Annotated in this window: 19 protein-coding genes; 11 read left to right on the forward strand and 8 right to left on the reverse strand. The window is 60.1% G+C overall.

Going from position 1 to position 23,954, the window contains the following annotated elements; translation table 11 throughout:
- Nucleotides 1–172 precede the first annotated feature (172 nt).
- From GDA65_00245 to GDA65_00260, 4 genes are all read left to right on the forward strand, one after another.
- Nucleotides 173–607: a response regulator gene (locus tag GDA65_00245; GenBank protein MBA5861125.1), complete on the forward strand. Its 435-nt coding sequence runs from the start codon at nucleotides 173–175 to the stop codon at nucleotides 605–607.
- Between the two features lie 114 nt (nucleotides 608–721).
- A complete protein-coding gene (locus tag GDA65_00250) occupies nucleotides 722–1,771 on the forward strand; it encodes a hypothetical protein (GenBank protein ID MBA5861126.1) in 1,050 nt (349 codons plus the stop codon).
- A complete protein-coding gene (locus GDA65_00255) occupies nucleotides 1,756–4,242 on the forward strand; it encodes a HAMP domain-containing protein (GenBank protein MBA5861127.1) in 2,487 nt (828 codons plus the stop codon). Before GDA65_00250 ends, GDA65_00255 begins: the two co-directional genes overlap by 16 nt.
- The gene (locus GDA65_00260; GenBank protein MBA5861128.1) at nucleotides 4,227–4,820 is read left to right on the forward strand and encodes a DUF3365 domain-containing protein; all 594 of its coding nucleotides are present in this window, start codon (nucleotides 4,227–4,229) and stop codon (nucleotides 4,818–4,820) included. The genes GDA65_00255 and GDA65_00260 overlap by 16 nt, the downstream gene beginning before the upstream one ends.
- A 22-nt stretch (nucleotides 4,821–4,842) precedes the next feature.
- Here the strand turns inward: GDA65_00260 and GDA65_00265 are convergent, their stop codons facing one another.
- Genes GDA65_00265 through GDA65_00275 form a run of 3 tightly spaced genes read right to left on the reverse strand, consistent with a single transcriptional unit; the run spans nucleotide 4,843 to nucleotide 8,925 of the window.
- Nucleotides 4,843–6,186, reverse strand: coding sequence for an AI-2E family transporter (locus GDA65_00265; GenBank protein ID MBA5861129.1), 1,344 nt, complete (start codon nucleotides 6,184–6,186; stop codon nucleotides 4,843–4,845).
- A complete protein-coding gene (locus GDA65_00270) occupies nucleotides 6,101–6,595 on the reverse strand; it encodes a hypothetical protein (protein MBA5861130.1) in 495 nt (164 codons plus the stop codon). Before GDA65_00270 ends, GDA65_00265 begins: the two co-directional genes overlap by 86 nt.
- A 32-nt stretch (nucleotides 6,596–6,627) precedes the next feature.
- Entirely contained in the window at nucleotides 6,628–8,925 is a 2,298-nt protein-coding gene (locus GDA65_00275) for a PBP1A family penicillin-binding protein (GenBank protein MBA5861131.1), read from the reverse strand.
- Nucleotides 8,926–9,450: 525 nt separating this feature from the next.
- Between GDA65_00275 and GDA65_00280 the strand changes: the two genes are divergently transcribed.
- Complete coding sequence (locus GDA65_00280; protein ID MBA5861132.1) at nucleotides 9,451–10,776, forward strand: long-chain fatty acid transporter; 1,326 nt, start codon at nucleotides 9,451–9,453, stop codon at nucleotides 10,774–10,776.
- Nucleotides 10,777–10,892: 116 nt separating this feature from the next.
- Complete coding sequence (locus GDA65_00285) at nucleotides 10,893–13,253, forward strand: response regulator (GenBank protein ID MBA5861133.1); 2,361 nt, start codon at nucleotides 10,893–10,895, stop codon at nucleotides 13,251–13,253.
- Here the strand turns inward: GDA65_00285 and GDA65_00290 are convergent.
- The 3 genes from GDA65_00290 to GDA65_00300 all read right to left on the reverse strand — a co-directional run bounded on the left by GDA65_00290 (nucleotide 13,250) and on the right by GDA65_00300 (nucleotide 16,606).
- A complete protein-coding gene (locus GDA65_00290) occupies nucleotides 13,250–14,740 on the reverse strand; it encodes a sodium:solute symporter (protein MBA5861134.1) in 1,491 nt (496 codons plus the stop codon). The genes GDA65_00285 and GDA65_00290 overlap by 4 nt on opposite strands.
- A 185-nt stretch (nucleotides 14,741–14,925) precedes the next feature.
- Entirely contained in the window at nucleotides 14,926–15,201 is a 276-nt protein-coding gene (locus GDA65_00295) for a hypothetical protein (protein MBA5861135.1), read from the reverse strand.
- 454 nt (nucleotides 15,202–15,655) lie between these two features.
- Nucleotides 15,656–16,606, reverse strand: a complete 951-nt coding sequence (locus tag GDA65_00300; GenBank protein MBA5861136.1) for an NAD(P)H-binding protein — start codon at nucleotides 16,604–16,606, stop codon at nucleotides 15,656–15,658.
- A gap of 169 nt (nucleotides 16,607–16,775) precedes the next feature.
- Here GDA65_00300 and GDA65_00305 point away from each other — a divergent pair, with 169 nt between their 5' ends.
- From GDA65_00305 to GDA65_00320, 4 genes are all read left to right on the forward strand, one after another.
- Nucleotides 16,776–17,279, forward strand: coding sequence for a hypothetical protein (locus GDA65_00305; GenBank protein MBA5861137.1), 504 nt, complete (start codon nucleotides 16,776–16,778; stop codon nucleotides 17,277–17,279).
- 223 nt (nucleotides 17,280–17,502) lie between these two features.
- Nucleotides 17,503–18,447 carry a glutathione S-transferase family protein gene (locus GDA65_00310; GenBank protein ID MBA5861138.1) on the forward strand — a complete coding sequence of 315 codons (945 nt, stop codon included), beginning with the start codon at nucleotides 17,503–17,505 and terminating at the stop codon, nucleotides 18,445–18,447.
- A 310-nt stretch (nucleotides 18,448–18,757) separates the two neighbouring features.
- Nucleotides 18,758–19,435: an FKBP-type peptidyl-prolyl cis-trans isomerase gene (locus GDA65_00315; protein ID MBA5861139.1), complete on the forward strand. Its 678-nt coding sequence runs from the start codon at nucleotides 18,758–18,760 to the stop codon at nucleotides 19,433–19,435.
- 189 nt (nucleotides 19,436–19,624) lie between these two features.
- Nucleotides 19,625–20,548 (forward strand): response regulator, encoded by a 924-nt coding sequence (locus GDA65_00320; protein MBA5861140.1) that lies wholly within the window; start codon nucleotides 19,625–19,627, stop codon nucleotides 20,546–20,548.
- Nucleotides 20,549–20,623: 75 nt separating this feature from the next.
- On the opposite strand, the gene GDA65_00325 is transcribed toward GDA65_00320, so the two are convergent.
- Nucleotides 20,624–22,039, reverse strand: a complete 1,416-nt coding sequence (locus GDA65_00325; protein ID MBA5861141.1) for a DUF4832 domain-containing protein — start codon at nucleotides 22,037–22,039, stop codon at nucleotides 20,624–20,626.
- 127 nt (nucleotides 22,040–22,166) lie between these two features.
- Here GDA65_00325 and GDA65_00330 point away from each other — a divergent pair, with 127 nt between their 5' ends.
- Nucleotides 22,167–23,051 (forward strand): SDR family NAD(P)-dependent oxidoreductase, encoded by an 885-nt coding sequence (locus GDA65_00330; protein ID MBA5861142.1) that lies wholly within the window; start codon nucleotides 22,167–22,169, stop codon nucleotides 23,049–23,051.
- Between the two features lie 6 nt (nucleotides 23,052–23,057).
- On the opposite strand, the gene GDA65_00335 is transcribed toward GDA65_00330, so the two are convergent.
- Complete coding sequence (locus tag GDA65_00335) at nucleotides 23,058–23,816, reverse strand: hypothetical protein (protein MBA5861143.1); 759 nt, start codon at nucleotides 23,814–23,816, stop codon at nucleotides 23,058–23,060.
- Nucleotides 23,817–23,954 lie beyond the last annotated feature (138 nt).

Below are 23,954 nucleotides of genomic sequence, written 5' to 3' on the forward strand. Positions count from 1 at the left end.
AGGGCTGGTGGATCCCAACCACCAGCCCTGTCGTCCCTCTCCGGATGGTAATCGCTAACAGGCTGAAATATGGCGATTCTTTCACATCTGCTTCGAGGCACACCTGTTGCTGTACCGCATGATCAAGCAGCGAACAGAATCGGAACCTTGACACACCACCAAGGAGGAGATCATGGGAGAATTCAAATCGGGATTTTTCATGAGTGACACCGCTTGCAATGGCCGCGTGCTCGTCGTGGATGATGAACCGGACATTCGCAAAGTCGTCCGGATGACGCTGCAGAAAGCCGGGTACGAGGTCATCGAAGCGGAGAACGGAGAAAAGGCCATTGAAGCGATCAATACCGGAGAAAACCGGCTGCTGCTGGACGTGTTGATCTGTGACATCCGTATGCCGAAAATCAATGGCGTTGAAGCCATTGCCTACTTCCAGCAGGAATGGCCGCGCGTCCCGATTGTTGTCCTGACGGGTTTTCCCGACACCGACATGGCCACGTCTTTCCTGCGCAGCGGCGTGGTCGATTACCTGGTGAAACCGGTGGAAGGGGAAAAACTTCGCACCGCCGTGGCCAGGGCGATGGAGCAACGGGAACTGGCGCAACTTTAACGAGGGGCTGTTGCCACATTCGTCTCCACCACTCTCGTCGGGGAGGGCTGAGCACCTCCCCGACGGCGACGTGCCGCTACACATGGATGTTCCCGGTTCCACCCGGAGTAAGGCATGACACCCAACAGCACAAGGATTGCCATCATCGGCGCAGGAAGAGGCGGGACCGCGCTGCTGGAACTCCTCCATCAAATTCCCGAGGTGGAGATCGTGGGTATTGCGGACAAGGACCCGGCCGCTCCCGGACTCCAACGAGCGCGCGACTTGAATGTGCCGGTAGAGGAACACATTCCCGATCTCATCAGGAGTCATGGCATTAATCTCATTATGGACGTGACCGGGGATGTGGCCATGGCGCCGTTCATTCTGGCCATGAAACGTCCCGGCGCCGAAGTGTTGAGCGGCCCCACCACGCGGTTGTTATGGAAACTCGTTCAACACCAGTCAAAACTGGAAGCTGAACTGTTTCAGGCCGATAAACTGGCCGGGCTGGGCTCCTTTGCCGCCGGTATTGCGCATGACATCAACAACCCGCTGCAGCTCATCCTCGGTCTTGCGGAAAATCTGACGGACGAGCAGGATTTGACCGTCGTGCACGAACAGGCGCGCGACATCACCGAGGCCGTGAAACGCACCAGCGCCATCTGCCGCGACCTGACCCGGTACGCAAGACGCAACGGGACGGGCGAGGATGTCAGGGTCAATCTCAACACCAAATTGGACGAAGCGCTGAGAATCGCCCGCTATGCCGTGACACTGCAGGATATTACGGTCGTGAAACGGTATGCCGAAGACGCATCAGTCCTGGGAAACCCCGACGAACTGCTCCATGTGTTCGTCAACCTCATTACCAACGCCGTGCAAGCCATTCAGCACCGCGGGACATTGACGCTCCAGACGCGCGTCGGACCGGACGGACAAGTCAGCGCGTCGGTGAGCGACACGGGGTGCGGGATTCCGAAGGAGGTCTTCTCGAAAATCTTTGAGCCGCTGTACACCACGAAACCCCCCGGGAAAGGCACGGGGCTGGGATTGTACAATGTGATGTCGGTGATTTCGAAAATGGAAGGGCACGTGTGCGTCGAAAGCGACGTTGGTGTCGGCACCACCTTCCGAATCGAATTTCCACAAGTGCAACCGACGACATCATGCGCGCCCCTATGATGACCACCTGGCGCCCCTTCTCCAACCCGCTTGGATGGGGGCTGAAACGCAAGCTCATTGTTTCGATGCTGCTGGTCGGCGTCGTGCCCCTGCTCCTCGGCCTCGGACTGGCCTTCCTCCAGGGCTCCAAGGAAATCCAAGTGGTCAGCGGCGAGAGCTTCCAGGCTCTGGCCACGGAAACAGCCCGCAAACTGGACTTGCTCGTCGCCGAGGAAGTCGCGAGAACGTCGCGCATCGCCGCTCACCCGGAAATCATCCGCCAACTGGAGCACCACCGAGATCTGCTGCAGACCGCCGATACGGCGCGGTCCGCCGCGGCGGTGACTCAACAACGGACGCGGTGGGCCGAGCGGGATCCGATTGCGATTAAAGCCATCACGGAAAATCGCACCGCCCTCCTGCTACGGGACTTTTACGCGGGGGCCCAACACGAGTCGGATCTGCTCTTGCCTCAGGTCGTTCGCGCCGCCACCAGGAAGCTCTTCATCACAGACGTGCAGGGTAATTTGTTTGCCGCGCTTACCACGACGCCCAGTTTCTCGCATACGGACAATCTCTGGTGGACTGGCGCCTACAATAAAGGGGTCGGCCAGCTGTATATCGAGGACCTGCACTTCGATACCCAGGCCAACACCTATGTCTTCAGCATCTCCATCCCGATTATGGATAGCCTTCGCTACGAAGTGGTCGGTGTGCTGCATCGGGTCCTTGATGCCAAGGAGTTCTTTTCTCCCTCCACCCACCCCATCCGGTTCGGACGCACCGGCCATGTGATGTTGATCGACAGCCGGGGAATCGTTCTGAGCTGTCCTATTCTTCCAACGGGCGTTCAACTGTCCGACCCGTCGCTGATTCCGGAGGTGACGGGGCGAGAACCGGGCTGGGTGACAGCCGACAGCGACGGGCACGGAGGGCAAGGAACCGCCATTATCGGATTCGCGCTACTTCCCGAAACCAGCCGCGCGACAAACGGCTCTCTGGAGAATGGCGCCTGGCATACCTTCGTGTGGCAGTCATCCGACGAACTCTTCGCGCCGATCCGACATCTGATGACGTGGATGATGATCCTGGCATCGATTGCACTCTGCCTGCTCGCCACGCTGGGGTATTTTGCCGCCAGCCGGATTGTGACGCCGGTCCGCCGGTTACAGGAGGCGGCGCGCCTCATCGGCCGCGGAGAACTCCAGGAGCCGATTCAGATTCACACGGGTGATGAATTGGAAGAGCTGGCGGTCGAATTCAACCGCATGCACAAGCAATTGGAAGCCTCCTTTGCCGGATTGAATACCCAAGTCGAAGAAAAAACGCAGGAAGTACAGTATCTCCAAAAAGCCACCGACCAGGTTCTTGATGCCGTCCCGACTCCCATCATCATGGTGGATCAGCAAGGGCTGGTCCAATACATGAACAAGGCTTCGCGCGAAGCCGTGCAGGGAGATACCTGGTCGTCGCGCCCGCTGTTCGACCTCCTGCCCATCGACGAGGAGCACCGCCAGGCTCTGCGGCAAGACCTAAGCCGCGCGGAGGACGGCATGTCCCCGACACCGCCCCGCCACGACCACGATTCCTTGCCGAAGCAGGCGCGCGATCCGCTCAATCAGACCCTCGGCCCCGCATCGTCCTCACCACGGCGGGAGCTCCGCATTGGAGATCATCTGTATCAATATGAGTGGTTCCCGCTGGAGAGCCGCAGCGGCGCGGGAAAACGATTCGGCCTCGTCCTCCGGGACACCACCGATGAGAGCCGGTTGCAGGACCAGCTCATTCAGGCCGAAAAATCTGGCAGTCTCGACGTACTGACGGCCGGCATCGGCCACGAACTCAATAATCCGTTGTTCGGCATTCTCGGCCTCGGAGAAGCGATCCAGGAAGAAGGGGATCTGGCCCGCGCCAAAGGGTACGCGCAGGACATCGTCGGCCATGGGCGGAAGATGGCGGCCATCATACGCGACTTCACGGGAGTGGCCACGCGCGAATCGAAGAGCCAACGGATACCTGTCGATGTGACCGCTCAACTGGAACAGGCGCTGGCCATCGTGCAAACGTCGCACGAATGCCTTGGCCTCAACGTCCAGAAACATTATGTGCCTGTTTCCCCCGTGACGGCGCTCCCCGACCAGCTCCGGCTGGCCTTCATCAACGTGCTCACCAATGCCATTCAGGCGATGAACGGTCAGGGCAATTTGTGGCTGACCACGGAAGAGCAGGACGACCTGATCACGATCAAAATCCGTGACAACGGACCCGGCATCCCGAAGCAACACCTCGGCAAGGTCTTCGATCCGTTTTATACGACCAAGGGGCAAGGCGAAGGATCAGGCCTGGGACTGACCGTCGCGCAACGCTTGATCAAGAAGTTCGGCGGCGAGATCCGCCTGGAAAGCCCCGAGGCTCAAGGCACCACCTGCGTCATCACGCTGCCGGCAGATAAGACTGCGGTACGAAAGGAGGAGCCATGCGTCTCATCCTGACACGCTTCAGATCATGGGCATTGTGGCCTGCAGCGTTTTTGGCCTGTGTCTCCGCCTCTTCATTGCAGGCAAAGGATCTCACGCCGCCGGCAGGCATCGCTCCGGAGAGGGTCGCAGATTTCGTCCATGCTGTCCTCGATGCCGACCGGACGATCTACACCAACCAGGTCGTCAACCGCATGCAGGCGAAAGGCATCGTCTCCGCTGCGGAACATTGGGAGCATGAGAATGCGCTGCCGCTGCCCGCGCAATTCCTGCAACACTCGGGCAAGCTGGTCGCTGAATCCGGCCGCGGCATCCGCTACCGCCTCATCAGCCTCTGGCCGATTTATCAACGCAACGCGCCGGCCACGGATTTGGAGCGCCGGGCGCTCGAAAGTTTCGCGCAGACGCCGGATCGGCCCTTCAGCGGCATTGTGACCAGCGGCCGCAAACAATTCTTTCAAGCCATTTACTCGGATCGCGCGATTTCAGCCGCCTGCGTCAAATGCCACAATAGTCATCCCTTGAGCCCCAAACGGGACTTCGCCCTCAATGATGTGATGGGGGGCATGACGATCACGATTCCACTCGACTGACGGAATCGGCAATGGAGGCGGGTCACCGCTTCACGGAGGGCGCGGCGAGCGGCAACTGGTATTCGTCGCGGTAAATCTGCAGCGCGGTCAGGAACAGGCCGACCAGAATCGGCCCGAGAAACAGACCGAGAATGCCATACGCCGCCAGGCCGCCGAGCACGCTGAAGGTCAACAACAGCACGGGGATCTGCGCGCCCTGGCCGATGAACAGCGGCTTGAGAATCTGGTCGATGGTCGACACCACGCCGATTCCCCACGCTAACATCACTACCCCCTTTCCCACCGTCCCGGACCACAGAAGGTAGCCGGCCACCGGCCCCCAGATGAGCGCGGTGCCGCCGAACGGCAACGGAGCTAAGAGGATGGTCAGGGCCATCAACACCATGGGAAAGGGCACGCCCAGCACAGCATAGGCTGCCCCGGCAAGCAGTCCCTGCGCGACTGCCGTCAGCACAATCCCCTTCACCACGGCACGAATGGTTTGGTCCAGGCGGACGAGAATCTTGTCCTTATGCGAGGCTTCGAGCGGAATCAGACCGTACAGCGACTCGAGCCAATGCCGGCCGTCTTTAAAGAAAAAGAACAGGGTAAACACCATGACCAGAAAATCGGCGACCAGCATGAACACATCCCGCACGAGATCGCTCAATTCAGCCACGATAAACCTGCTGAACGTCTTGGCACTCGACAACAAAAACTGCTCCAGGTCGCTTTCCTGTCCGGTGAATCGTTCCAGCCACTCGCGCGCGATCGCTCCGCCGGGAAGTCCCGAGAGGCGGTCCGGCAGCTGCTGGACGCCTCCGGAGGCAATCCACTCCCGCACCGCCTGTTCCGCGGATCCGGCCTCCTTGACCAACATCACGCTGAGGACGATCAACGGCACTACGACCAAGGCCAGCGCGGCCAGCGTCAGGAGCACGGCGGAATGCGCCTCCTTCCCGCCGAGCCAGGCCGTCAACCGAGCATGGAGCGGAAAGCAGAGATGCGCCAGAATCACCGCCCACAGGACCGGAAACACGAAAGGGCGGAACATCAGGCCTATCTGATACAGCAGGGCCAGGAAGACGCCGAAGAAGCAGGCTGCAAAAATCTGCCGTCGATTCATACCGAGAGAAACATGATTGTGCCAGAGCCGTTGATAACAGAACCGGCCCGTGATGTCACGCGCCGGTTCTGCGATCGTCATGCGCGCACCGAGGACTATCGCTGCGCCGTGGGAAGAGGGGATGCGGTGGAAGGCCCGCCGGATCCGGCGGCCTGAGATCGGGAAGAGACGCCGTTCAGGCGTTTTCACCAACCAGGGCGACTGCCTTGGGACGTTGCGAGGCAATATCCCGCACGTTGCCGGGAAGTTTTTGCGCGTCATCGCCCCACGACGTCACGCCCATATCCGACAGACCCTGAAATTTCGCTCCGTCCTCCATGGAGAATGCCGGCGCGTGCACCTCGCCGACGAGGAGTCCGGTCTTCAGCAATTGAATGCGCTCCGTGGCCCGTACCGTGGCTTTAATCTTTCCGCTGCAGACAATGGTGCCGGCCGTGATGGTGCCCTGCACGACTCCGTCTTCGCCGATCACCACGGTCCCGCTGGTCTGCAAATCACCCTCCAGCCGGCCGTCAATGCGCACCGTGCCTTCCACATGGATTTCCCCTCTGAGCAACACCCCTTTGGCCAGCAGGGTAATATTATCGCTTTCTACAAAGCCGGGCTTCTTCATCATCGGGAGCTCCTTGTCGCAGGCAGTGGCGGATGAACCGGACAACCATCTCAACATGAGCCGAGCCTACACCAGCTTTTTGAGGACACCTAGAAAAAACCAAAACTACGCTTCACCCGCTCCCAGATTCCGCTTCCATGCACTTCGCAGTACACCGACGGCTCCGTCCCTTCGATAAAGAACTCCGTTGAACGTTGCGGACATTTCGAGGTCGCCAACTGCAGGGACTGCGGATCGATGTCGCGTGTGATCACGGCCGGCGGCATGACAAAATCGCGCGGTGCGGCCGGCAAAATCTGGCGCACAAACTCCACCCACATCGGCAATGCCGCTTGCGCCCCGGTCAGGTGCAAGGACTCCTCATCATCGAATCCCACCCAGACCCCCACCACCACATCCGGCGTATATCCGATAAACCAGGCGTCGCGATAGCCATCCGTTGTTCCTGTCTTCCCTGCCACAATTCCGCGCAGGCCCATCCCCTTGGCCTTCGCCGCAGTGCCCCGTTCCACCACGCCTTTGAGTAACGACGTTATGACATACGCCGCTTGAGGCGACACCGCCTGATGCCTCGCCGGCGTGTGATGCCAGGCCGGATCTCCTTCCGGCGTCATCACCGCCTGCAGCGCCGTGGGGGCCATGCTGATCCCCTCATGAGCGAGGACGCCGAATGCCGCGGTCATCTCCAAAAGAGACACGCCGGAGGTGCCGAGCGCGATGGACAGATTGTCGGCCAGGGGACTCCGGATCCCCAGTTTCTCCGCCAGGTGGAGAATTCGTTTCGTGCCCACAAGCTGCGCGATCTTGACCGCCGGAATATTCAACGATTGTTCCAACGCCGTTCGCAGGGATACCGTCCCGTGAAATTTATGATCGAAATTCTGGGGCGTCCATCGGCCGGCGGCTGATTCAAACGTGACCGATTCATCGACGATCGAGGTGGCCGCTGTCACCGGTTGTCCTCCGGTCAGTTCGCGACGGGCTTCCAACGCCGCGAGATACACCAGCGGCTTGAAGAGCGAACCGGGCTGACGCTTCGCCTGCACCGCCCGGTTGAATTGGCTGGCGCGGTAGTCGCGGCTCCCGACCATCGCCAGGATGCCGCCGGTTTTGGGGTCAATCGCCACGAGGGCGCCCTGCACAGCAGTGGGATGCCCCTTCAATGCCGGATAGGCCGTTTCCAGCCTGGTGAGTTCGCTGTCCAGCGTCTGGGTGGCCAGTCGTTGCAGCACCGGATCAAGAGTCGTATAGGCTCGCACACCATCCGACAGCGGCGCGCCGGTGGCCTCCTCCACCTGCCGCAACAGATAATCGACAAAAAACGGCGCATCAGCCAAGGTGTCCTGCGGCGGCATGACCTGAACCGGCGTCGTGACGGCCCTGGCCCACACCTCGTCATTGATCAGCCCCTGCTCATGCAGGCGGCCCAGCACGATATCGCGACGCTGCTTGGCCAAGTCGGGATTTCTCAATGGCGAATAGGTATTCGGTCCCTTGATCATGCCCACCAACAAGGCCGCTTCTTCCAGGCTGAGGGTATCCACCCGTTTGCCGAAATACCGGTGGGCCGCCTGACCGACGCCGTAGATCGACACGGAGCCGACCTGACCGAGATAAATTTCGTTGGCGTAACTTTCCAAAATGGCCTGTTTCCGGTATTTCGCCTCCAACACCAGGGCGGCGATCGATTCCTTCAGCTTCCGTCCGAACGTGCGTTGCGGAGAGTAAAACAAGTTTTTGGCCAACTGCTGGGTGATGGTGCTGCCGCCTTGAATCACCGTGCCGCGCGTCACATTTGTCCACACCGCCCGACCGACGGCAATCGGATCGATGCCGGGATGGCTGAAAAATCTCCGGTCTTCGATGGCCAGCAGAATATCGAGAAAGCGCGGTGAGAGATCGTCATACGACACCCATTCCCGCACCTGCCGCGACGCGCCACGTAATCCGCTAATCAACTGCGGCTCCAGATAGGCGGGAAAGAGTTCGTCGCCCGTGTGGATGGACAACACCCGCGCCACGCGTCCCTGTTCCAAGACCAACCGCGCCGGGATCGGCCGCAGATGCAAATCGGAAAATTCGTGCAGATAGATATCGATCTCGGCAGGGGTGACGCGATACTCTCCCGGCGCGCGGACGGCCGTCTCGACGGCCTGATAGCCCAACCGGGTCAAGCGCTCGATCAGGTGCGAGGAGGCAATATCCAGTTCGGGTTTCAGCAGAAACGGCGCCCCGTAGATGAGGCGGGGAGGATGTTCATCACCCGTCGGCAACGCGAGGCTGGCGGAAAGGTACAGTCCATAGGCCACGGCGCTCCCCGCGGCGAGGAGTGCCATGCCTGCCAACATCACAAGCCCGCGCAGGCACCACCGCCTCGCGGACATCACCGCCGGATCCCCATGCCGCCGAGCATACGCGATCCCGCGTATGAAAGCACATGCGTCGCGGCCGCCGCCTCTCAGCCGGCCAGGTCCTGCTTGACAAAATCCCCTGCCTTCTCTTAGATGAGCCGCACAAGCCTGGCTGGTTACGATCTTGTACCTAGCAGGGTGCCGAAAAAGTCTGCCAGCCGCGTTCTCGCATCGCTCAGAGGCTCAACGTACGGTCAGCGTACGCTTCACCTCTTCGCTCGCTGCGGCCTTGCTGGACGGCCTTCTTGACCACCCTGCGAGCGTTTCTGATTGTATCTGCGATCTCAAGCAAGGCTGCGTCTTGGGCTGTCGAAATTGTGCGTTAACCAGCCTGCTAGATTTTCACACGAGGCATGACCGGTGAGCATGAAGCGTCTCTTCACTGCCCTTCTTTCATCCACGACCGGCCTGCCGCCCATGCGCGGGAAGGGGTTGGCTCGACCCCGGACCGGTCGCACGGCCACTCGGCCGCTCCTGGCTTGCGGTGCGCTCTTCGCCGCCTTGACGACCATTGGTCCAGCTTCGGTTTTCGCCGGAAGTTTCCGCATCTACGACCACAGCGCCTCGGCAACCGGCCAGGCCTCCGCCTTCACGGCTCAAGCCGATGATGCCTCCGCCGGCTATTACAATCCGGCTGGTATGACTCAGCTGCGCGGCGTGCAACTCTCAGCCGGCACCACGCTCATCGCCGGCGGTTTCTCCTTTCAGAACGCCGCAGGCACGCAGGCCAACGGAGACCTCCGCGGCAGCGTGGCGGTGCCGCCACCGTCCAACCTGTACATGACAGCCAACCTCAAAGACCTGGGCATCGGCTCTTCGGACAGCCTTGCGGTCGGCCTGGCCGTCTTCAGCCCGTTCGGCACCTTGACCCGCTGGCCGGACAGCAGCCCCTTTTCTACAGCCACCACGAAGGCTGCCTTTGAGTTGATCGATATTCGTCCTTCCATCGCCTTCAGACCGCTCCCGGATCTAGCCATCGGATTGGGAGCGGATGTCTACACCTTTTCGGGAGCCTTCGGAGAAGGACAAGTCGAACGTCAGTTCCGTTGGCCCGGAGGGCTCGGCATTCCAGCCGGCACGGGCATGGAATTGAATGGACGAGACACGGCCGCTGGCTTCAATGCCAGCCTGCTGTATACCCCGCTGCGAAATGAAGATGGCCGGCCGCTCGTCAATATCGGCTTCATCTATCGCAGCCAGGCCACGCTGCATCTCGACGGCCAGTTGCTCGCCGGGGGCACACGCGTCGCGGATGCGCGCACGACCTTTGTCGTCCCGCAAGTGCTCACCGGCGGCATCGCACTCTGGCCTGTTCGCAACAAAGAGCGGGAATGGAAACTGGAATTGGATGTGGACTATACCGGCTGGAAATCGGTCCGCAATCTGGACACCCACTTGTCGAACGGCCTTACCGTCGCGACCCCTGCCAATTGGATCAGCGGCTACACGGTGATGATCGGGACGGAACACAAATGGCTGAACCCCGCGCCGCTTCCGGATTGGGACGTCGCCTTGCGCGCCGGATACTGGCATTCCCAGAAAGCGATTCCTGACCAAACCTTCAACCCTGCTATCCCCGATGGCGATAACCACGCGGTGTCTACTGGCATCGGATTCATGTGCCGAGACAACGGACGATTTCTCGGCATGATCCCTTGTGGAGGATCGGGCAAAACGCTCAGCCCGAAAGGGCTCGGGATCGATCTCGCGTACCAGGCTATTTTGTATGAATCGAGAACCGTCGCGGGCAATATCAATCCGACCGTGAACGGCACATACCGCACCACCTTACATGTCGGATCGCTCAATCTTCGCGTGAATTTTTGATGCTCCACTGTTCCTTGATCGTGGTAGAGTACCATCACTCACGATGCAGACCGATCTCCTAACCGTTTCCCCGCTTGTTTGTGCGCAGTGACTCTGTTTTCGAGCGAGGCCTTTCCATGGATCGCCCGCCTCAGTCCGATTCAACGCCAGACCTTCACGCCCAGCAAGTTCACGTGCTCTACCGCAATATGCCGACCGGGGTGTTGGCGAGTGCCGTCAATGCGGCGATTCTCGCCGCGGTAGAGTGGTCCGTCGTTCCACACACGCCGCTGCTTGTCTGGGTCACCATCCTCTGGGTAATTGCCGGTGTGCGAGCGCTCCTGATTTACCGATATCGCCATACGGCTCCTTCAGCCTGGAGCAGCGCCGACTGGCACCGCTGGATGTTGGTGACCACCACCCTGGCGGGCGTTGGGTGGGGTAGCAGCGTCTATTTTCTCACGCCCGAAATTCCGCTGCCTTACGAACTGGTCCAGTTGTTCGTCTTGGGCGGCATGACCGCGGGGGCGGTCTCCGTTCTATCGGTCTCCTTTCCGTTGTTTCTGTGCTACGCGCTGCCCGTGACCCTCCCCATGATCGCGTACCTTTTCCTCAGCGGCCATGAGTTTCATGTGATCATGGGACTGATGGGGCTGCTGTTTCTCCTTGCGACGATCCACTCGTCCTGGACCTTCAACCACGTGCTGCTGTCCTCCATGCGCCTGCAGTTGGAAAAACTTGGTCTGGTGGAGTCGCTCACGGCACGCACGGAAGCGGTGGAGCGGCTGAACCGGGACATCACCAAAGAGATTCACGAGCGCCGTGTGATTGAGGAGCAATTGAGAACGGCCCAGAGCGACCTCGAGCAGCGTATCGCCAACCGTACCGCCGACCTGGCCCGGGCCAATACCAGATTGCAGGAAGAAGTCCAGGAACACCGGCGAACCGAAGGGGCCCGGCTCTCCAGCGAAAAGCGGTTCAATCACCTCACCGACCATCTCAACCAGGGCGTGTGGTTCGCGCAGGCGCAGCCGCCTCAAGTCCTGTATGTGAACCCGGCCTTCGAGCGGATCTGGGGATTGCCGGCCGCGCGGTTCTACGAGAATCCCAAACTCTGGCGGGATTGCGTACACCCGGACGATCAACGGGCCGTGACAGAAGTGTACGATGCGGAATTGACCCGTCCGACGGGACGCGATGTGCAATTGCAGTATCGCATCGTCCGGCCCGACGGAAAGATCCGGTGGATCCATGATCGGATGGTCATTCATCGCACCGCCACGGGCGAAGTCGATAGTCTAAGCGGGATCACGGAGGATATTACGGATGCTCGCGAACTGGAAGACCAGTTGCGCCAGGCGCAAAAAATGGAAGCGGTCGGCCGATTGGCCGGAGGCGTGGCGCACGACTTCAACAATGTCATGACCGTGATTCTCGGCTACAGCGCAGTCCTGCTCCAGGAACTGAGCCAGAACTCTTCAGCCCGGTATTTCGTGCAGGAAATTCAGCGGGCGGGCGAACGCTGCGCGGCACTCACGGGCCAACTGTTGGCCTTCAGCCGCAAGCAGATGCTGCATCCGGTCACATTGGATCTGCATCGGGTGATCCGCGATCTCATGGCGCTCCTGAAGAGTTTGATCGGCGAACACGTCATGATCGTCTTACAGCTCGACCCCAGTCCGCGATGGGTCAAGGCCGACGCCGTGCAACTCGAACAGGTGTTGCTCAACCTGGCCGTCAACGCCCGCGACGCAATGCCCCACGGCGGCACCTTGACCATTGATACCTGCCAGGTGCTTCCCCACGAGGTCTGGGGACCAGGCCACGACTCGCGCACCGTTCGTACCTATGTCCGGCTGCGTGTGCACGACACGGGAACCGGCATCGACCCGGCCACGAAGGCCAAAATCTTCGAACCCTTCTTCACCACCAAACCGCCCGGACGGGGAACCGGCCTTGGCCTCTCCACGGTCTACGGTATCGTGCACCAAAGCGGCGGCACGATTTCCGTCGACAGCACCGTAGGCCAAGGCACCACGATGACCGTCTTTCTTCCGGAAGTCGTCCCCCCGCACATCGCCCTGCCGCCCGCGCCTGTCGAACCAGATCACAAAACCGGGACGGAGATCATCCTCCTCGTGGAAGATGAACCTTCGGTCCGTTTGCTGACACAGCATATTCTCCGCACCCATGGGTATACCGTACATGAAGCGGAAGACGCCTTTCAGGCGATGGACCTCATCCGGCGCAATACGCTGCACATCGATTTGTTGATTACCGATCTGGTGATGCCGGGCATGAACGGCAAGGAGCTCGCCATGCGGTTGCGAAGCCACTTCGCCGATTTGAAAGTCCTCTACATGTCGGGGTACAGCGACAACCTGCCGGTCACAGGCAGCGAGACTCAGGGACCGACGGCCTTTTTACAAAAGCCGTTCTCTCCTGAAGACTTGATCCGTCTGGTGCGTGAGATTTTGCACTCCGTCTCCCCCGCCTAGCGCGATGGACGAGTCCCGGTACGAGACTCCACCGGAATGCGGTGAGACGGGTGTCCGCCCGGCGCATCGAGGGTCGCCGGGGGCATTATCCACTGTGGCAACAGCGATCCGACCACCATGCCACCAGCCGCTGCCAGGACGCCGACCAGCTGCGGCGGCCAGACCTGATCCGGCGTGCCAGTCCCTTCTAACGCCAGCCAGGTCGCCAGCCCGGCAACAATGGCGAACATCGCGCCTTGTGTCGACGCACGTGGCCAATACAGGCCGGCCGAGAGAGGGACAAACGCCGCCACCAAAGTCACCTTGTATGCACTCTCCACCATTTTAAAAATACTGGCTTCCGAATTGAGGGCAAACAGCAATACGAGCATGGCAAACCCGACCAACACCGTCCGCATCACTGCCAGCAGCCCGCGATCGCCGATGGTGGGCAGCAGGCTCTTGACGATATTCTCACTGAAGGCCACGGACGGCGCGAGCAACGTGGCCGACGAACAACTCATGATCGCCGACAGCAAGGCGCCGAAAAAAATGATCTGCGCGGCAATCGGCGTATGCTGCACGATCAGGGTCGGGAGAATGAGTTGGGAATCCCGCTCCAGCAAATCCGCCACCTGCGCGGGGTCGATCAGCGTCGCCGAATAGGCCAGAAACATCGGCACAAATGCGAAGAAGAAATACAGCGTTCCGCCGAGGACCGATCCACGCACCGCCGTGCCTTCATCCCGCGCCGAGGTGATCCGCTGAAACACGTCCTGCTGAGGGATCGATCCGAACATCATGGTGACCCAGGCGCCAACGAACGGAATCCACATCTCGATCCGCGGCGGCGGGAAAAAATCCAACTTCCCCGCCGCCGCCGCGTGAGTAACCACCGTCCCCACTCCGCCTGCCAGCCCGCTGATCACGGACCCGATGTAGAGCATGCCTCCCATGATGATGGTGATCTGCACGAAGTCGAGAATCGCCACGGAGAACATCCCGCCGAATGCCGTGTATGTCAGGACGATGAGCGCGCCCAGCACCATGCCGGAAGACTGGCTCATGGCTCCGTCCGTCACCACGTTGAACACCAGGCCCAGCGCCTTGATCTGCGCCGACACCCACCCGAGATACGAGGCGACGATGCACAGGGTGCACAGCACCTCGATCGCGCGGTTGTACCGCAAGCGGTAAAAGTCTCCGATCGTGAGGAGGTTCAACCGGTAAAGTCGGCGGGCAAACCATAATCCGGCTAAAATCAGGCAGAGGCTCGATCCAAACGGATCGGCGACGACCGCTCGAAGCCCGTCCTTGACGAAGGTGGCGGAGATGCCGAGGACCGTCTCCGCTCCGAACCAGGTCGCAAACACCGTGGCCGTTACCACCGGCAGAGGAAGGGACCGGCCGGCGACGGCAAAATCCTTGGTGTTATGGACACGAGTCGCCGCATACAGCCCAACACCGACCGAGCAGGCAAGGTACAGAATCACAAAGGAGAGGAGCATGAGGCATTCGCCTGTCGGTGAGACTTCACCCGCCGGGGACGGCAGGCGAGGGGATTGTAGCGGCAGCCGCCTGTCTGCGCAATGCCGTCAAACTGGAATTGATGGGAGGGAACCTTCGCAGAGGAGACTTGCGCAGGTACAGCAGACCTTGCGCAAGTCTCTTTCGCCTTTTGCGAGCAAACGGGTTACTCGGTCTTCGCGTTTAGTTCCTTGACCTTACCCTTGGCCTTCTCCACGGCCGCATTCCCTTTTCCCTTGGCGCGCTCCACTTCCGCCTGCACCTTATTGCCCTTGGCCTCTTCCACCGCGGCTTTCGCCTCCCCCTTCAGTTCCTCGACCTTGGCCTTGGTGTCACCCTTCATTTCTTCCATCTTGGCTTTCATTTCACCCGCCCAACCGGGAGCGCCAAGACCGAACATCGCCAGCAGCAACACCAGGACAACGATGGACCCTTGTTTCATAGGCATCCTCCTTCTCCAATCAATAGGGTGGATATGGCACCGATGAACCGCGGCGGTCAGTCTGCGCCCTTGCCATGCTCACCACAATCGCTGAAACCAACTACGGAATCATATGGATCACAACGGCCACGAACCAGACCACAACAGACACAGACGACGAAAAACGATCATTCCGTTGACTACTCGACGCAATGTGTTACGAATAGGCCATGCGTTACTCACTCTACTTCGTGTGGGTGTTGGCCGTTCTGTCCATCTGTATCCTGACGACTCTGGCCTCGTTTCCGACGCTCGGTAACGGAGAGCGTCCTCAGGAGCCACGGATCACGGCAGGACCGGAGAAGTTGCGGACGATCAAGATACACCGGCTGCGGTGCAATCCGTTCACATCTTCCTGCCAACTTTCCAAGCAAAAGCCTCAGCACTAGGCGTCCGGCCTGGCACCACCCTTCCGCTAGGAAAGGGGGATGCGTGCCTTGTTCGCCTCCAGCCACTGGGCAAAGGTCTGCAATCCGCCATTGAGCGCCCGAGCCATCGCCGGTTCGCGGGCTGTGCAAAAGACGGCATTGAAGTCGCGCTTAAACTGAAACATATTGGCCAGCTCGTCCGCTCCCGGAAACCCGAACGTCCGGTAGACCTCCGGCGGCACGGCGTTATACCGCACCTCGCGCCCAAGCGCTTTGCTCAAGGCGTCGGCCATTTGTGCGCCCGTGAGGTGCTCGCCGGCGATGCCGACGGTTTTGCCGAGATAGGCGTCCCGCTTCTTGAAAATTCCCAACGCGCACTTCCCGATATCGTCCGCCGCAATCCCGGGCAATCTGGCCTCGCCCATGGGGAGGGTCAATGCGAGCGTCCCGTCCGGGCCTGGCTTTGGCCCCATACCGAAGTAAATGAGATTGTCCCAGTAAAAGGACGTGAGCAGAAAGGTGGTGGGCACACCGAGCTGTTTGAACAGTTGATCCGCTTCGCCCTTGGCATCGAAGTGCGGCACCTTATATTTTCCCAGTAGCGTCGGCATCCGGTTGTCGGAAACCGGAACCCATCGACGTGTGTCTTCGAGGGTAGACCAGATCACATGCCGCACCCCCGCCGCCTTGGCGGCCTTGGCCATAGCTTCGGCTTCGGCATACTCCTTTTCGGGAGACCCATGCGCCCAGAAAAACGTGACGCAAAACGCGCCGGTCGCTCCCGCAAAGGCTTCTTTCATACTGTCCACGTCATGCACATCAGCGGCCACCACTTCCGCGCCGAGCCGGGCAAGTTCTTTGGCCTTGTCCGAATGGACATCCCTAGTCAACGCGCGCGCCGTCAGACCACTGGCAGAATCGGCCAGTATCGCCCGCACCAACCCACCACCTTGCATCCCGGTCGCGCCGACCACCGCGATCACCTGCTTCTCTCCCATCTTCCGTTCTCCTTTCCGTATTCCTCATCTCTAGTAAGTACGGCGCACATTTCCGCACCGCTGCTGTCAACCAACGGGACAATCGTTCGTTCCCCTCTCTACGAGCCGGATCTGGTCTTCACCGGCGAAGCCATGATAGGCTATCAATAGCTAGCCAGGGAGGAGCGTCATGGTACGTCTTATGACTCACCGATTGGAATCCCCTCGGCAATGGTTTGCCTCTCTCGCCATAGGATTGAGCGCCCTGTTGTTCGTGCTTCCGGTGTTCGGTGCGGAATCGTCCGGCCCCTGGGAATGTTCAAATTACACCGGTGATGCGCATACGCGATGCCTGCAGGCTTTTATTGAAATCCAACGGGAAAAAATTTCGAAACTGGAGGCGGAAGTCCATCTCCAGCAAAGCACCGTCGGCCAGTTGAAAGAACAAGCCGATCGACAAAACGCTATGACCGCTGACTTGCAGCGGCAGATGGCGCAACAATCCTCCTCTCCCTCTTACACATACGTTTCTCCCGGTATTGCACCCGGCTTGCTGTACGGATATCCGTCGGTGGGCTTTGGCCTCTATCTCGGGCGCCCCTGGATGTATGGCTCGCCATTTTATGCGCGCCCCTATGCCTGGGGACCCCGTTTCTATCGCCCCTACTACGGCAGGTGGCACCGGCACTGGTAAGCCGTGAGCCACAGTTATAACCTTCCGCCGGAGGGCCTGAAAAAAGTCAGACCGCCCCCCCCTGTCTCTGTCACCCTCACGGCCCCACACACAGCGGGCACCTCTCGGCACCAGTCGATCAGTGCTCTTCGGTCCGTGGTGCAGATCCGATCCCGGCGCTACTCAGCAATTGACGACACCACTTCTTTGCGACTAAGGTGTGCCGCTCAAGGAGCACCATGCCATGGCCGGACACCCGCAATTTCCCAATGAGCATACTGAGACCGGCGAATTCAAACGGCAGGACGACGCATTCCGCCAGTGGGTCACTGAGGACGGCCGGTCAGGCTACCCCGCTGCGTCCGGTCGCTATCACCTGTACGTGTCTCTCGCCTGTCCCTGGGCGCATCGCACGATCATCGTCCGTAAACTGAAGCACTTGGAATCGGTCATCGGAATGACCGTCGTCGATCCCATTCGCGACGAGCAGGGCTGGGCCTTTCGCGACGGACAGGGTCATGTGACCGATCCGATCAATGGTTTTCACTTCCTGAGCGAGGCCTACCGCCTGACCGACACCGCCTACCGCGGGCGCGTCACCGTTCCGGTCCTGTGGGATACCGTCACCAAGCGAATCGTGAGCAATTCCGACGATGATCTCATGCGAATGCTCAACGGGGAGTTCAACCGGTTCACCGCCAACACGCTTGACCTCTACCCTGCGGCACTCCGCACAGAAATCGACGAGATGAACACGTTCTTATATGAGCGGGTGAACAACGGCGTGTACCGGGCGGGATTTGCGACTTCTCAACACATCTACGACCAGGCGGCTCGATCAGTCTTCTCCGCGCTGGATCAACTGGAAGCCAGACTCAGCCGGCGCCGTTATCTGTTCGGCGCGCAATTCGTCGAATCCGATTGGCGGCTCTTCGTCACGCTCATTCGGTTCGACGCGGTCTATCACGGACATTTCAAATGCAACGTCCGGCGCATCATCGACTACCCGAATCTGTCCGGCTACCTCAGAGACCTCTATCAGGTGCCCGGCATTGCGGACACGGTGAATTTCGACCACATCAAGCGGCATTACTATGTCACGCACGACGACATCAATCCGACCCGTATCGTCCCCATCGGCCCGCAACTGGATCTAGACAGCCCGCACGGAAGAGACGCGCTCTCCTGAGCCGCGCCTCCCGGCACCATGCTGAAACAGACGACATACTTACCTATCCTGGACGCCGGACAGGCTTCCCATTCGGCAAGGCTACAGACAAGTTTGCGTGGTCTTCGCAGGCTGCTCAAAACGACGTCCCGCTAGGCCGCAGGCGAGTCAAAACCGGAGACGTACCCGCAGGGGGACGTCGAGGATTTTGACGAGCCGAGAACGACGCGGGAGGCCGTTTTCAGCAGCCTGCCCAAGAATTTTCTTGAGCCGCACGGCCTCCCTGTCATAAGGTGGGCTCAGTCATGCTGTTCACCAGAAAGGATCGTCTATGCGTCATGTGACCGGTGCCGTTTCCGCAGCCGTGCTTCTCATGTCCTCGCTCAGTTGGGCCGCCGCCCCCGAACCGGCCAACGATGAGCAGAAAACTCTGTATGCTCTCGGGGCAGCCATCAGCCAATCGCTGACGCCCTTCACGCTGAACGAATCCGAACTCGAATTCGTCAAGGCCGGCCTGGCCGACGGCGTGTTAAAGCGGCCGCAAAAGGTCGACCTCCAAGTGTACGGTCCGAAGATTCAACAAATGCAGCAGGTCCGGTCCAATGCCCTGGCCGATGTCGAAAAGAAGGCCGGCGCCGCATTCCTGGCCAAAGCGGCGGCGGAATCAGGCGCCAAGAAGACGGAATCGGGCGCCATTGTGACCATGATCAAGGAAGGCAAAGGCGCGACCCCAAAAGCGACGGATACGGTCAAAGTTCATTACCATGGAACCCTGACCGACGGAACCGTCTTCGACAGCTCTGTCAAACGTGGAGAACCGGCTACGTTTCCGCTGAACCAGGTCATCAAGTGCTGGACCGAAGCGGTTCAATTGATCAAGGTCGGCGGCAAGAGCAAGCTGGTCTGCCCGTCCGGCATCGCCTATGGCGACCGTGGGTCACCCCCGGTGATCAAGCCCGGAGCCACCCTGGTGTTTGAAGTCGAACTGCTGGATATCGTCAAGCAATAAGCCCCTGTCGGAAGGACTCTTCCGGAGCCTATGTTCCGGTGGAGTCCTTCTGCTGCGTTGTTCCCCTCCTCGCTCAAGTAATCCCTAGCGACTTCCGATAGGCTAGTCAGGACCTTACACGCCGATGTGAGGCCGACCCTATGCATTTCACCCCGATGGCTTGGCCGACAACCAGAGGCACCCCAAATCATGATCTTCCCTCAACCACAGCTCTTACTCGTTGATGATTCGCCTCTGAATCTGAAGATTCTGCTCGAGTTCCTTCCCCACCAGGAATATCAATGCACCACGGCAAACGGGGGCCAACAAGCCTGGGACATGCTGACCGCTGAACCCGATCGCTTTCACGCGGTGCTGCTCGACCGCATCATGCCCGGGGTGGATGGAATGGAAGTGCTCCACAAAATGAAACAGCATGATGCGCTGAACCAGATTCCCGTCATCATGCAAACTGCGGCTACGACACATCAGCAGACCCTGGAAGGACTGCGGGCAGGGGCCTACTATTATCTGGCCAAACCGTTCGACCAGGCGACGCTTCAAGCTATCGTGGATGCGGCGGTCCGCGATCATCTCAGCTACCTGGATATACGGCAGGCGTTGCACCGGACCACGACGACCATGCGCTTGTTGGAGTCCGGAACATTCCACTTCAGAACGCCCGAGGAAGCGAAGAACCTGGCGATGCTGCTCGCGCACGCCTATCCCGATGCCGACCGGGTGGTCACCGGCATCCTCGAACTGACCTTGAACGCCATCGAACACGGCAACTTGAATATCGGATATAGGGAAAAGTCACGCCTGATCGAGGCTGATCAGTTGGAGGAGGAAATCGCCCACCGGCTGAGCTCGCCTCCCTACTCGTCCCGTGTCGCCACGGCCAAATTCTCCCGCCAACCGCATGGGCTGACGTTGCACATCACTGATCAAGGAAACGGCTTTGATTGGAAACAATACCTGGACTTCGACCCCGAGCGCGCCTTTGATACCCATGGACGTGGAATCGCCATGGCCAACAAGGTCAGCTTCGACCAGATCGAGTACCGCGGGCACGGCAACCAGGTGATGACGGTGCTCCACCTCGAACAGGCGGCACAGGCCCTGGCTGTCTAGCGTGCAGATCAAGTCCGATTCGCGTCTCAAACCATCACGACTGCGCACACCGAACTCGCCGAGCGGCGATCACGCCTAGCGGATGTCGACGCGTGCCACCGGGTACCACCGGTCTGTCCGTTTGCCTTCAATCGCCAGCTCGACAACGGCAGAGCCGGCATCCTCAGACAGAATCGCCACATCCAGCATATACGAAGCGGCGGGAACGGTTTCCGGCACCACCGCCGTATCCTCCGTCCGGTGCGACGGACCCGGCAGCCACTGCTTCAGGTCGGCAGCGCTGATCCACTGCGCCACGACTTGATCTGTGTCAGAGCGCAATCGATACGCCAGCGGCCAGGCATGATAGATCGGCGCCACCCCTGTGTTGTCCCACCGTGATTGAATGACGAGCGGCTCGCCAGCCTTGCTCGCTGCCGGATGAGTCAACTCGCGCAGAACAAACCGGTAGCCGATCTTCTTCAGAAACTCATTGACGCGCGGCCGCCACGCCGCCGGGACCGGCTTCGACTTGGCATTCAACACCGAGATGTGCCATTCCAGCCCCTTCGCCAGAATCCTCTCGAGATCGAACCCCCGCTCGTACCATTCATGGATATAGCCGCAGACTTCCATCTGCACCGGCCCGCGCTTCCAGGCATCGGCAATCGCCGGCTCCTCAAACACCGGAGCATAGGCATGCTCCATGTGATTCCAGTCGGGACTGAAATAGCCATAATCCCCGAAACAATCCCCTCGCCAGCCCGCCCCCCGGGTCGTCGCATACTTCAGTTGCCCGCCGTGCAACATGACGAGCGGAGTTCCAGAAAAATATTTGAGATACCAGTCGGTAATGGCGATCTGATTGGCCTCACTCGGGTAATAGGCCTTGCACTGTGCTTCCACACCTTCGCAGCAGGCCGTGTTCCATTCGCCCCAACACCCGACTGATCCGATATCCACGTGATCGATGTCGAGAGATCGGCCATACCGCTCGCCAAAGGCGCGAATGAGGCGTTCATGGTAGTCGAGGAAGACGGGATGGTTATAGTCGGGGAAGATGCCGTCCGATTCCTTGACGCTGCCGACCCCCTTATCAAGCAGCCATTGCGGGGTACCGGTCTTGTACTCGGAGACAATCCGGATGGCGAGCGTTTCCCCTTTCGCCTTTGCCTGCGCGATCACTCCGTCCACCAATGCAAAATTGTATTGCCCCTCGGCCGGCTCCAGCTCCGCCCAGGGCCAACGAAAATAGGCCACGGTCGTATGCGGATATTCGTCGGCCTTTGGAGGATGGCCGAAACCGAAGTGAAAATCGGCAAACCCCATCCCGGGATTGTATAAGACGTCGTCGATTTCCCGCGGCTGCACCGTCACGAGCTTCCCCGGAGAAGTGGCTGCCGTCCGGTCCGCACTGTGGCTCAGGGGAGACGTACAGGCAACCAGGCTCAGCCCCATCATGACCAGCAGCGCCTGTTTCCATCCTTCTTTCTGCATGCCTGCTCCTTTCATCGATCATGACCCGGTGCGCTTGCGCCGAAGGGCTCGCCACGCCAGGAAGGCCTCCTGATGCATCCGACTGTAGGGTCACGGCGTAAAATATGGTAGGGTACGCGGCCAGACACAAGGAAAACGAGACATGCCAAACTGGTTTTCAGCCTCTTCTCCATCAGACTCTGTCGTCATTACCGGTGCCTCGTCCGGCATCGGGGCGGCGTGCGCCCTTGCGTTGGATACGCTCGGGTATCGCGTCTTCGCCGGTGTCCGCAATCCCACGGACGGCGAACGGCTGCAGCAACAAGCCGGGCCGCGTCTCATGCCCATTCGCCTCGACGTGACCGATTCGGCATCGATCGCAGCAGCCAGCCATACGGTCGCCGCCATGGTGGGAGATCGCGGACTCGCCGGCCTGGTGAACAACGCCGGCATCGGCGTGGCCGGTCCCATCGAACTGCTGCCGCTTGCCGATTGGCGGCGTCAATTCGACGTGAATGTGTTCGGACTACTCGCGGTCACCCAGACCTTTCTGCCGTTGATCCGCAGGGGACGGGGACGCATCATCAACATGGGCTCCATCGCCGGACGAGCCGCCATGCCCTTCATGGCTCCCTATGCCGCCTCGAAACATGCATTGGAAGCGATCACCGATGCCTTGCGCCTCGAACTGCAACCTTGGGGTATCCGCGTGGCACTGATTACTCCAGGCGCGATTGCCACGCCCATTTGGGGGAAGACCAGAAAAGAAGTCGATACCTGGGATGCCACCTGGAGTCAAGACCTCAAGAACATGTACAAGGAAGGCTTCACCCGCATCAAAGAAGCAGCCACGGCAGCCGGCGAACAGGCACAGCCTGCCAGCACGGTGACTGCGGCTGTTGCACACGCGCTTCGGTCCCGCTGGCCGAACACACGATATCTCGTAGGCTCCGACGCCGCGATTCGTTCGTGGCTGGCGCTCCTCCTGCCGGATCGTCTCAACGATTGGATCGTGACGCGTGTCGTGAAGCTTCCCGCGCGCCGCTGACACGAGTTACCGGCGGGCTATTCGCACCATATCGATCACCTCCCCCTGCCCGTCGAGATAAATCGAGACGGCCTCATTGGGATCCAGCTGCTCAATCGCGGGCTGCAGCAGGGGACGCACGGGAAAGGATTGAATGTCATCGATCTTCATCCTCAACCGCATGCGCCCGTCGCCGATCGTCACAAACGCGCCTTCCACACGACGCTGTGGCACAGGCAGCGCAGACCCCACGCCCAAATCACGAGGCTTCCCCAGCGACAACACATCGACAAGCAGATAGGCGCGATCGACCGCGAAATCGGCAGTTTCTCCGACCTCCAGCGCGGCGAGTTTCTCCATCGCCACCGTCCGCGCATAGAACCCCACATCACGCCCGGTATCGAGACGAATCGTCACGCGTTCCTTTTCCGGATTAAACACCTTGCCCAACGACCCGCGAAAGACCTTCGTGGGCGGGGTATCAGCAGGACGCTGATAGGCGACGATTTCATCATGGTCGTTGACCATGATCTCCACCGCCCCTCCCGCCCGTAATCCGCGGGCCTCGTCACCACCGGCTTCAAGCGACAGATAGCGCGGGGCGCGTTCCCCGGTCTCCACTTCCACGCGGTCACCGGTGATGCCGAGGATCGTCCCTTTCAGGAGCCTGGCGCTCGACAGAATACCCGGCACCGGTTTCAATTCCTCGATGCTGAGTCCGGACATCAGTTTTGCCGAACTGCCGCATCCCGCCAGGCACAGCAGCGCCGTCACGCCGATCCACACGGAATGCCTCGTGCGTGTTGCTCTCACTCTGTTTCCGGTTATCACGGTATCCACGGTCTCTGATGATAAAACAAATCGCCGCCCTGAGGCGAGAGCCCTCCGGCCGTCGACCCGCGCCATACCGATCCAGATCCCCCT

This window comes from Nitrospira sp. CR1.1, assembly GCA_014055465.1.
Taxonomy (GTDB): domain Bacteria; phylum Nitrospirota; class Nitrospiria; order Nitrospirales; family Nitrospiraceae; genus Nitrospira_A.

Coding starts and splice junctions, on each gene's coding strand:
- GDA65_00305 (MBA5861137.1), top strand. CDS start 16,776: ATGGTACGTCTTATGACTCACCGATTGGAATCCCCTCGGCAATGGTTT.
- GDA65_00300 (MBA5861136.1), bottom strand. CDS start 16,606: ATGGGAGAGAAGCAGGTGATCGCGGTGGTCGGCGCGACCGGGATGCAA.
- GDA65_00260 (MBA5861128.1), top strand. CDS start 4,227: ATGCGTCTCATCCTGACACGCTTCAGATCATGGGCATTGTGGCCTGCA.
- GDA65_00245 (MBA5861125.1), top strand. CDS start 173: ATGGGAGAATTCAAATCGGGATTTTTCATGAGTGACACCGCTTGCAAT.
- GDA65_00295 (MBA5861135.1), bottom strand. CDS start 15,201: ATGAAACAAGGGTCCATCGTTGTCCTGGTGTTGCTGCTGGCGATGTTC.
- GDA65_00325 (MBA5861141.1), bottom strand. CDS start 22,039: ATGAAAGGAGCAGGCATGCAGAAAGAAGGATGGAAACAGGCGCTGCTG.
- GDA65_00330 (MBA5861142.1), top strand. CDS start 22,167: ATGCCAAACTGGTTTTCAGCCTCTTCTCCATCAGACTCTGTCGTCATT.
- GDA65_00310 (MBA5861138.1), top strand. CDS start 17,503: ATGGCCGGACACCCGCAATTTCCCAATGAGCATACTGAGACCGGCGAA.
- GDA65_00320 (MBA5861140.1), top strand. CDS start 19,625: ATGATCTTCCCTCAACCACAGCTCTTACTCGTTGATGATTCGCCTCTG.
- GDA65_00255 (MBA5861127.1), top strand. CDS start 1,756: ATGCGCGCCCCTATGATGACCACCTGGCGCCCCTTCTCCAACCCGCTT.
- GDA65_00270 (MBA5861130.1), bottom strand. CDS start 6,595: ATGTTGAGATGGTTGTCCGGTTCATCCGCCACTGCCTGCGACAAGGAG.
- GDA65_00285 (MBA5861133.1), top strand. CDS start 10,893: ATGGATCGCCCGCCTCAGTCCGATTCAACGCCAGACCTTCACGCCCAG.
- GDA65_00290 (MBA5861134.1), bottom strand. CDS start 14,740: ATGCTCCTCTCCTTTGTGATTCTGTACCTTGCCTGCTCGGTCGGTGTT.
- GDA65_00265 (MBA5861129.1), bottom strand. CDS start 6,186: ATGACGCGCAAAAACTTCCCGGCAACGTGCGGGATATTGCCTCGCAAC.
- GDA65_00250 (MBA5861126.1), top strand. CDS start 722: ATGACACCCAACAGCACAAGGATTGCCATCATCGGCGCAGGAAGAGGC.
- GDA65_00315 (MBA5861139.1), top strand. CDS start 18,758: ATGCGTCATGTGACCGGTGCCGTTTCCGCAGCCGTGCTTCTCATGTCC.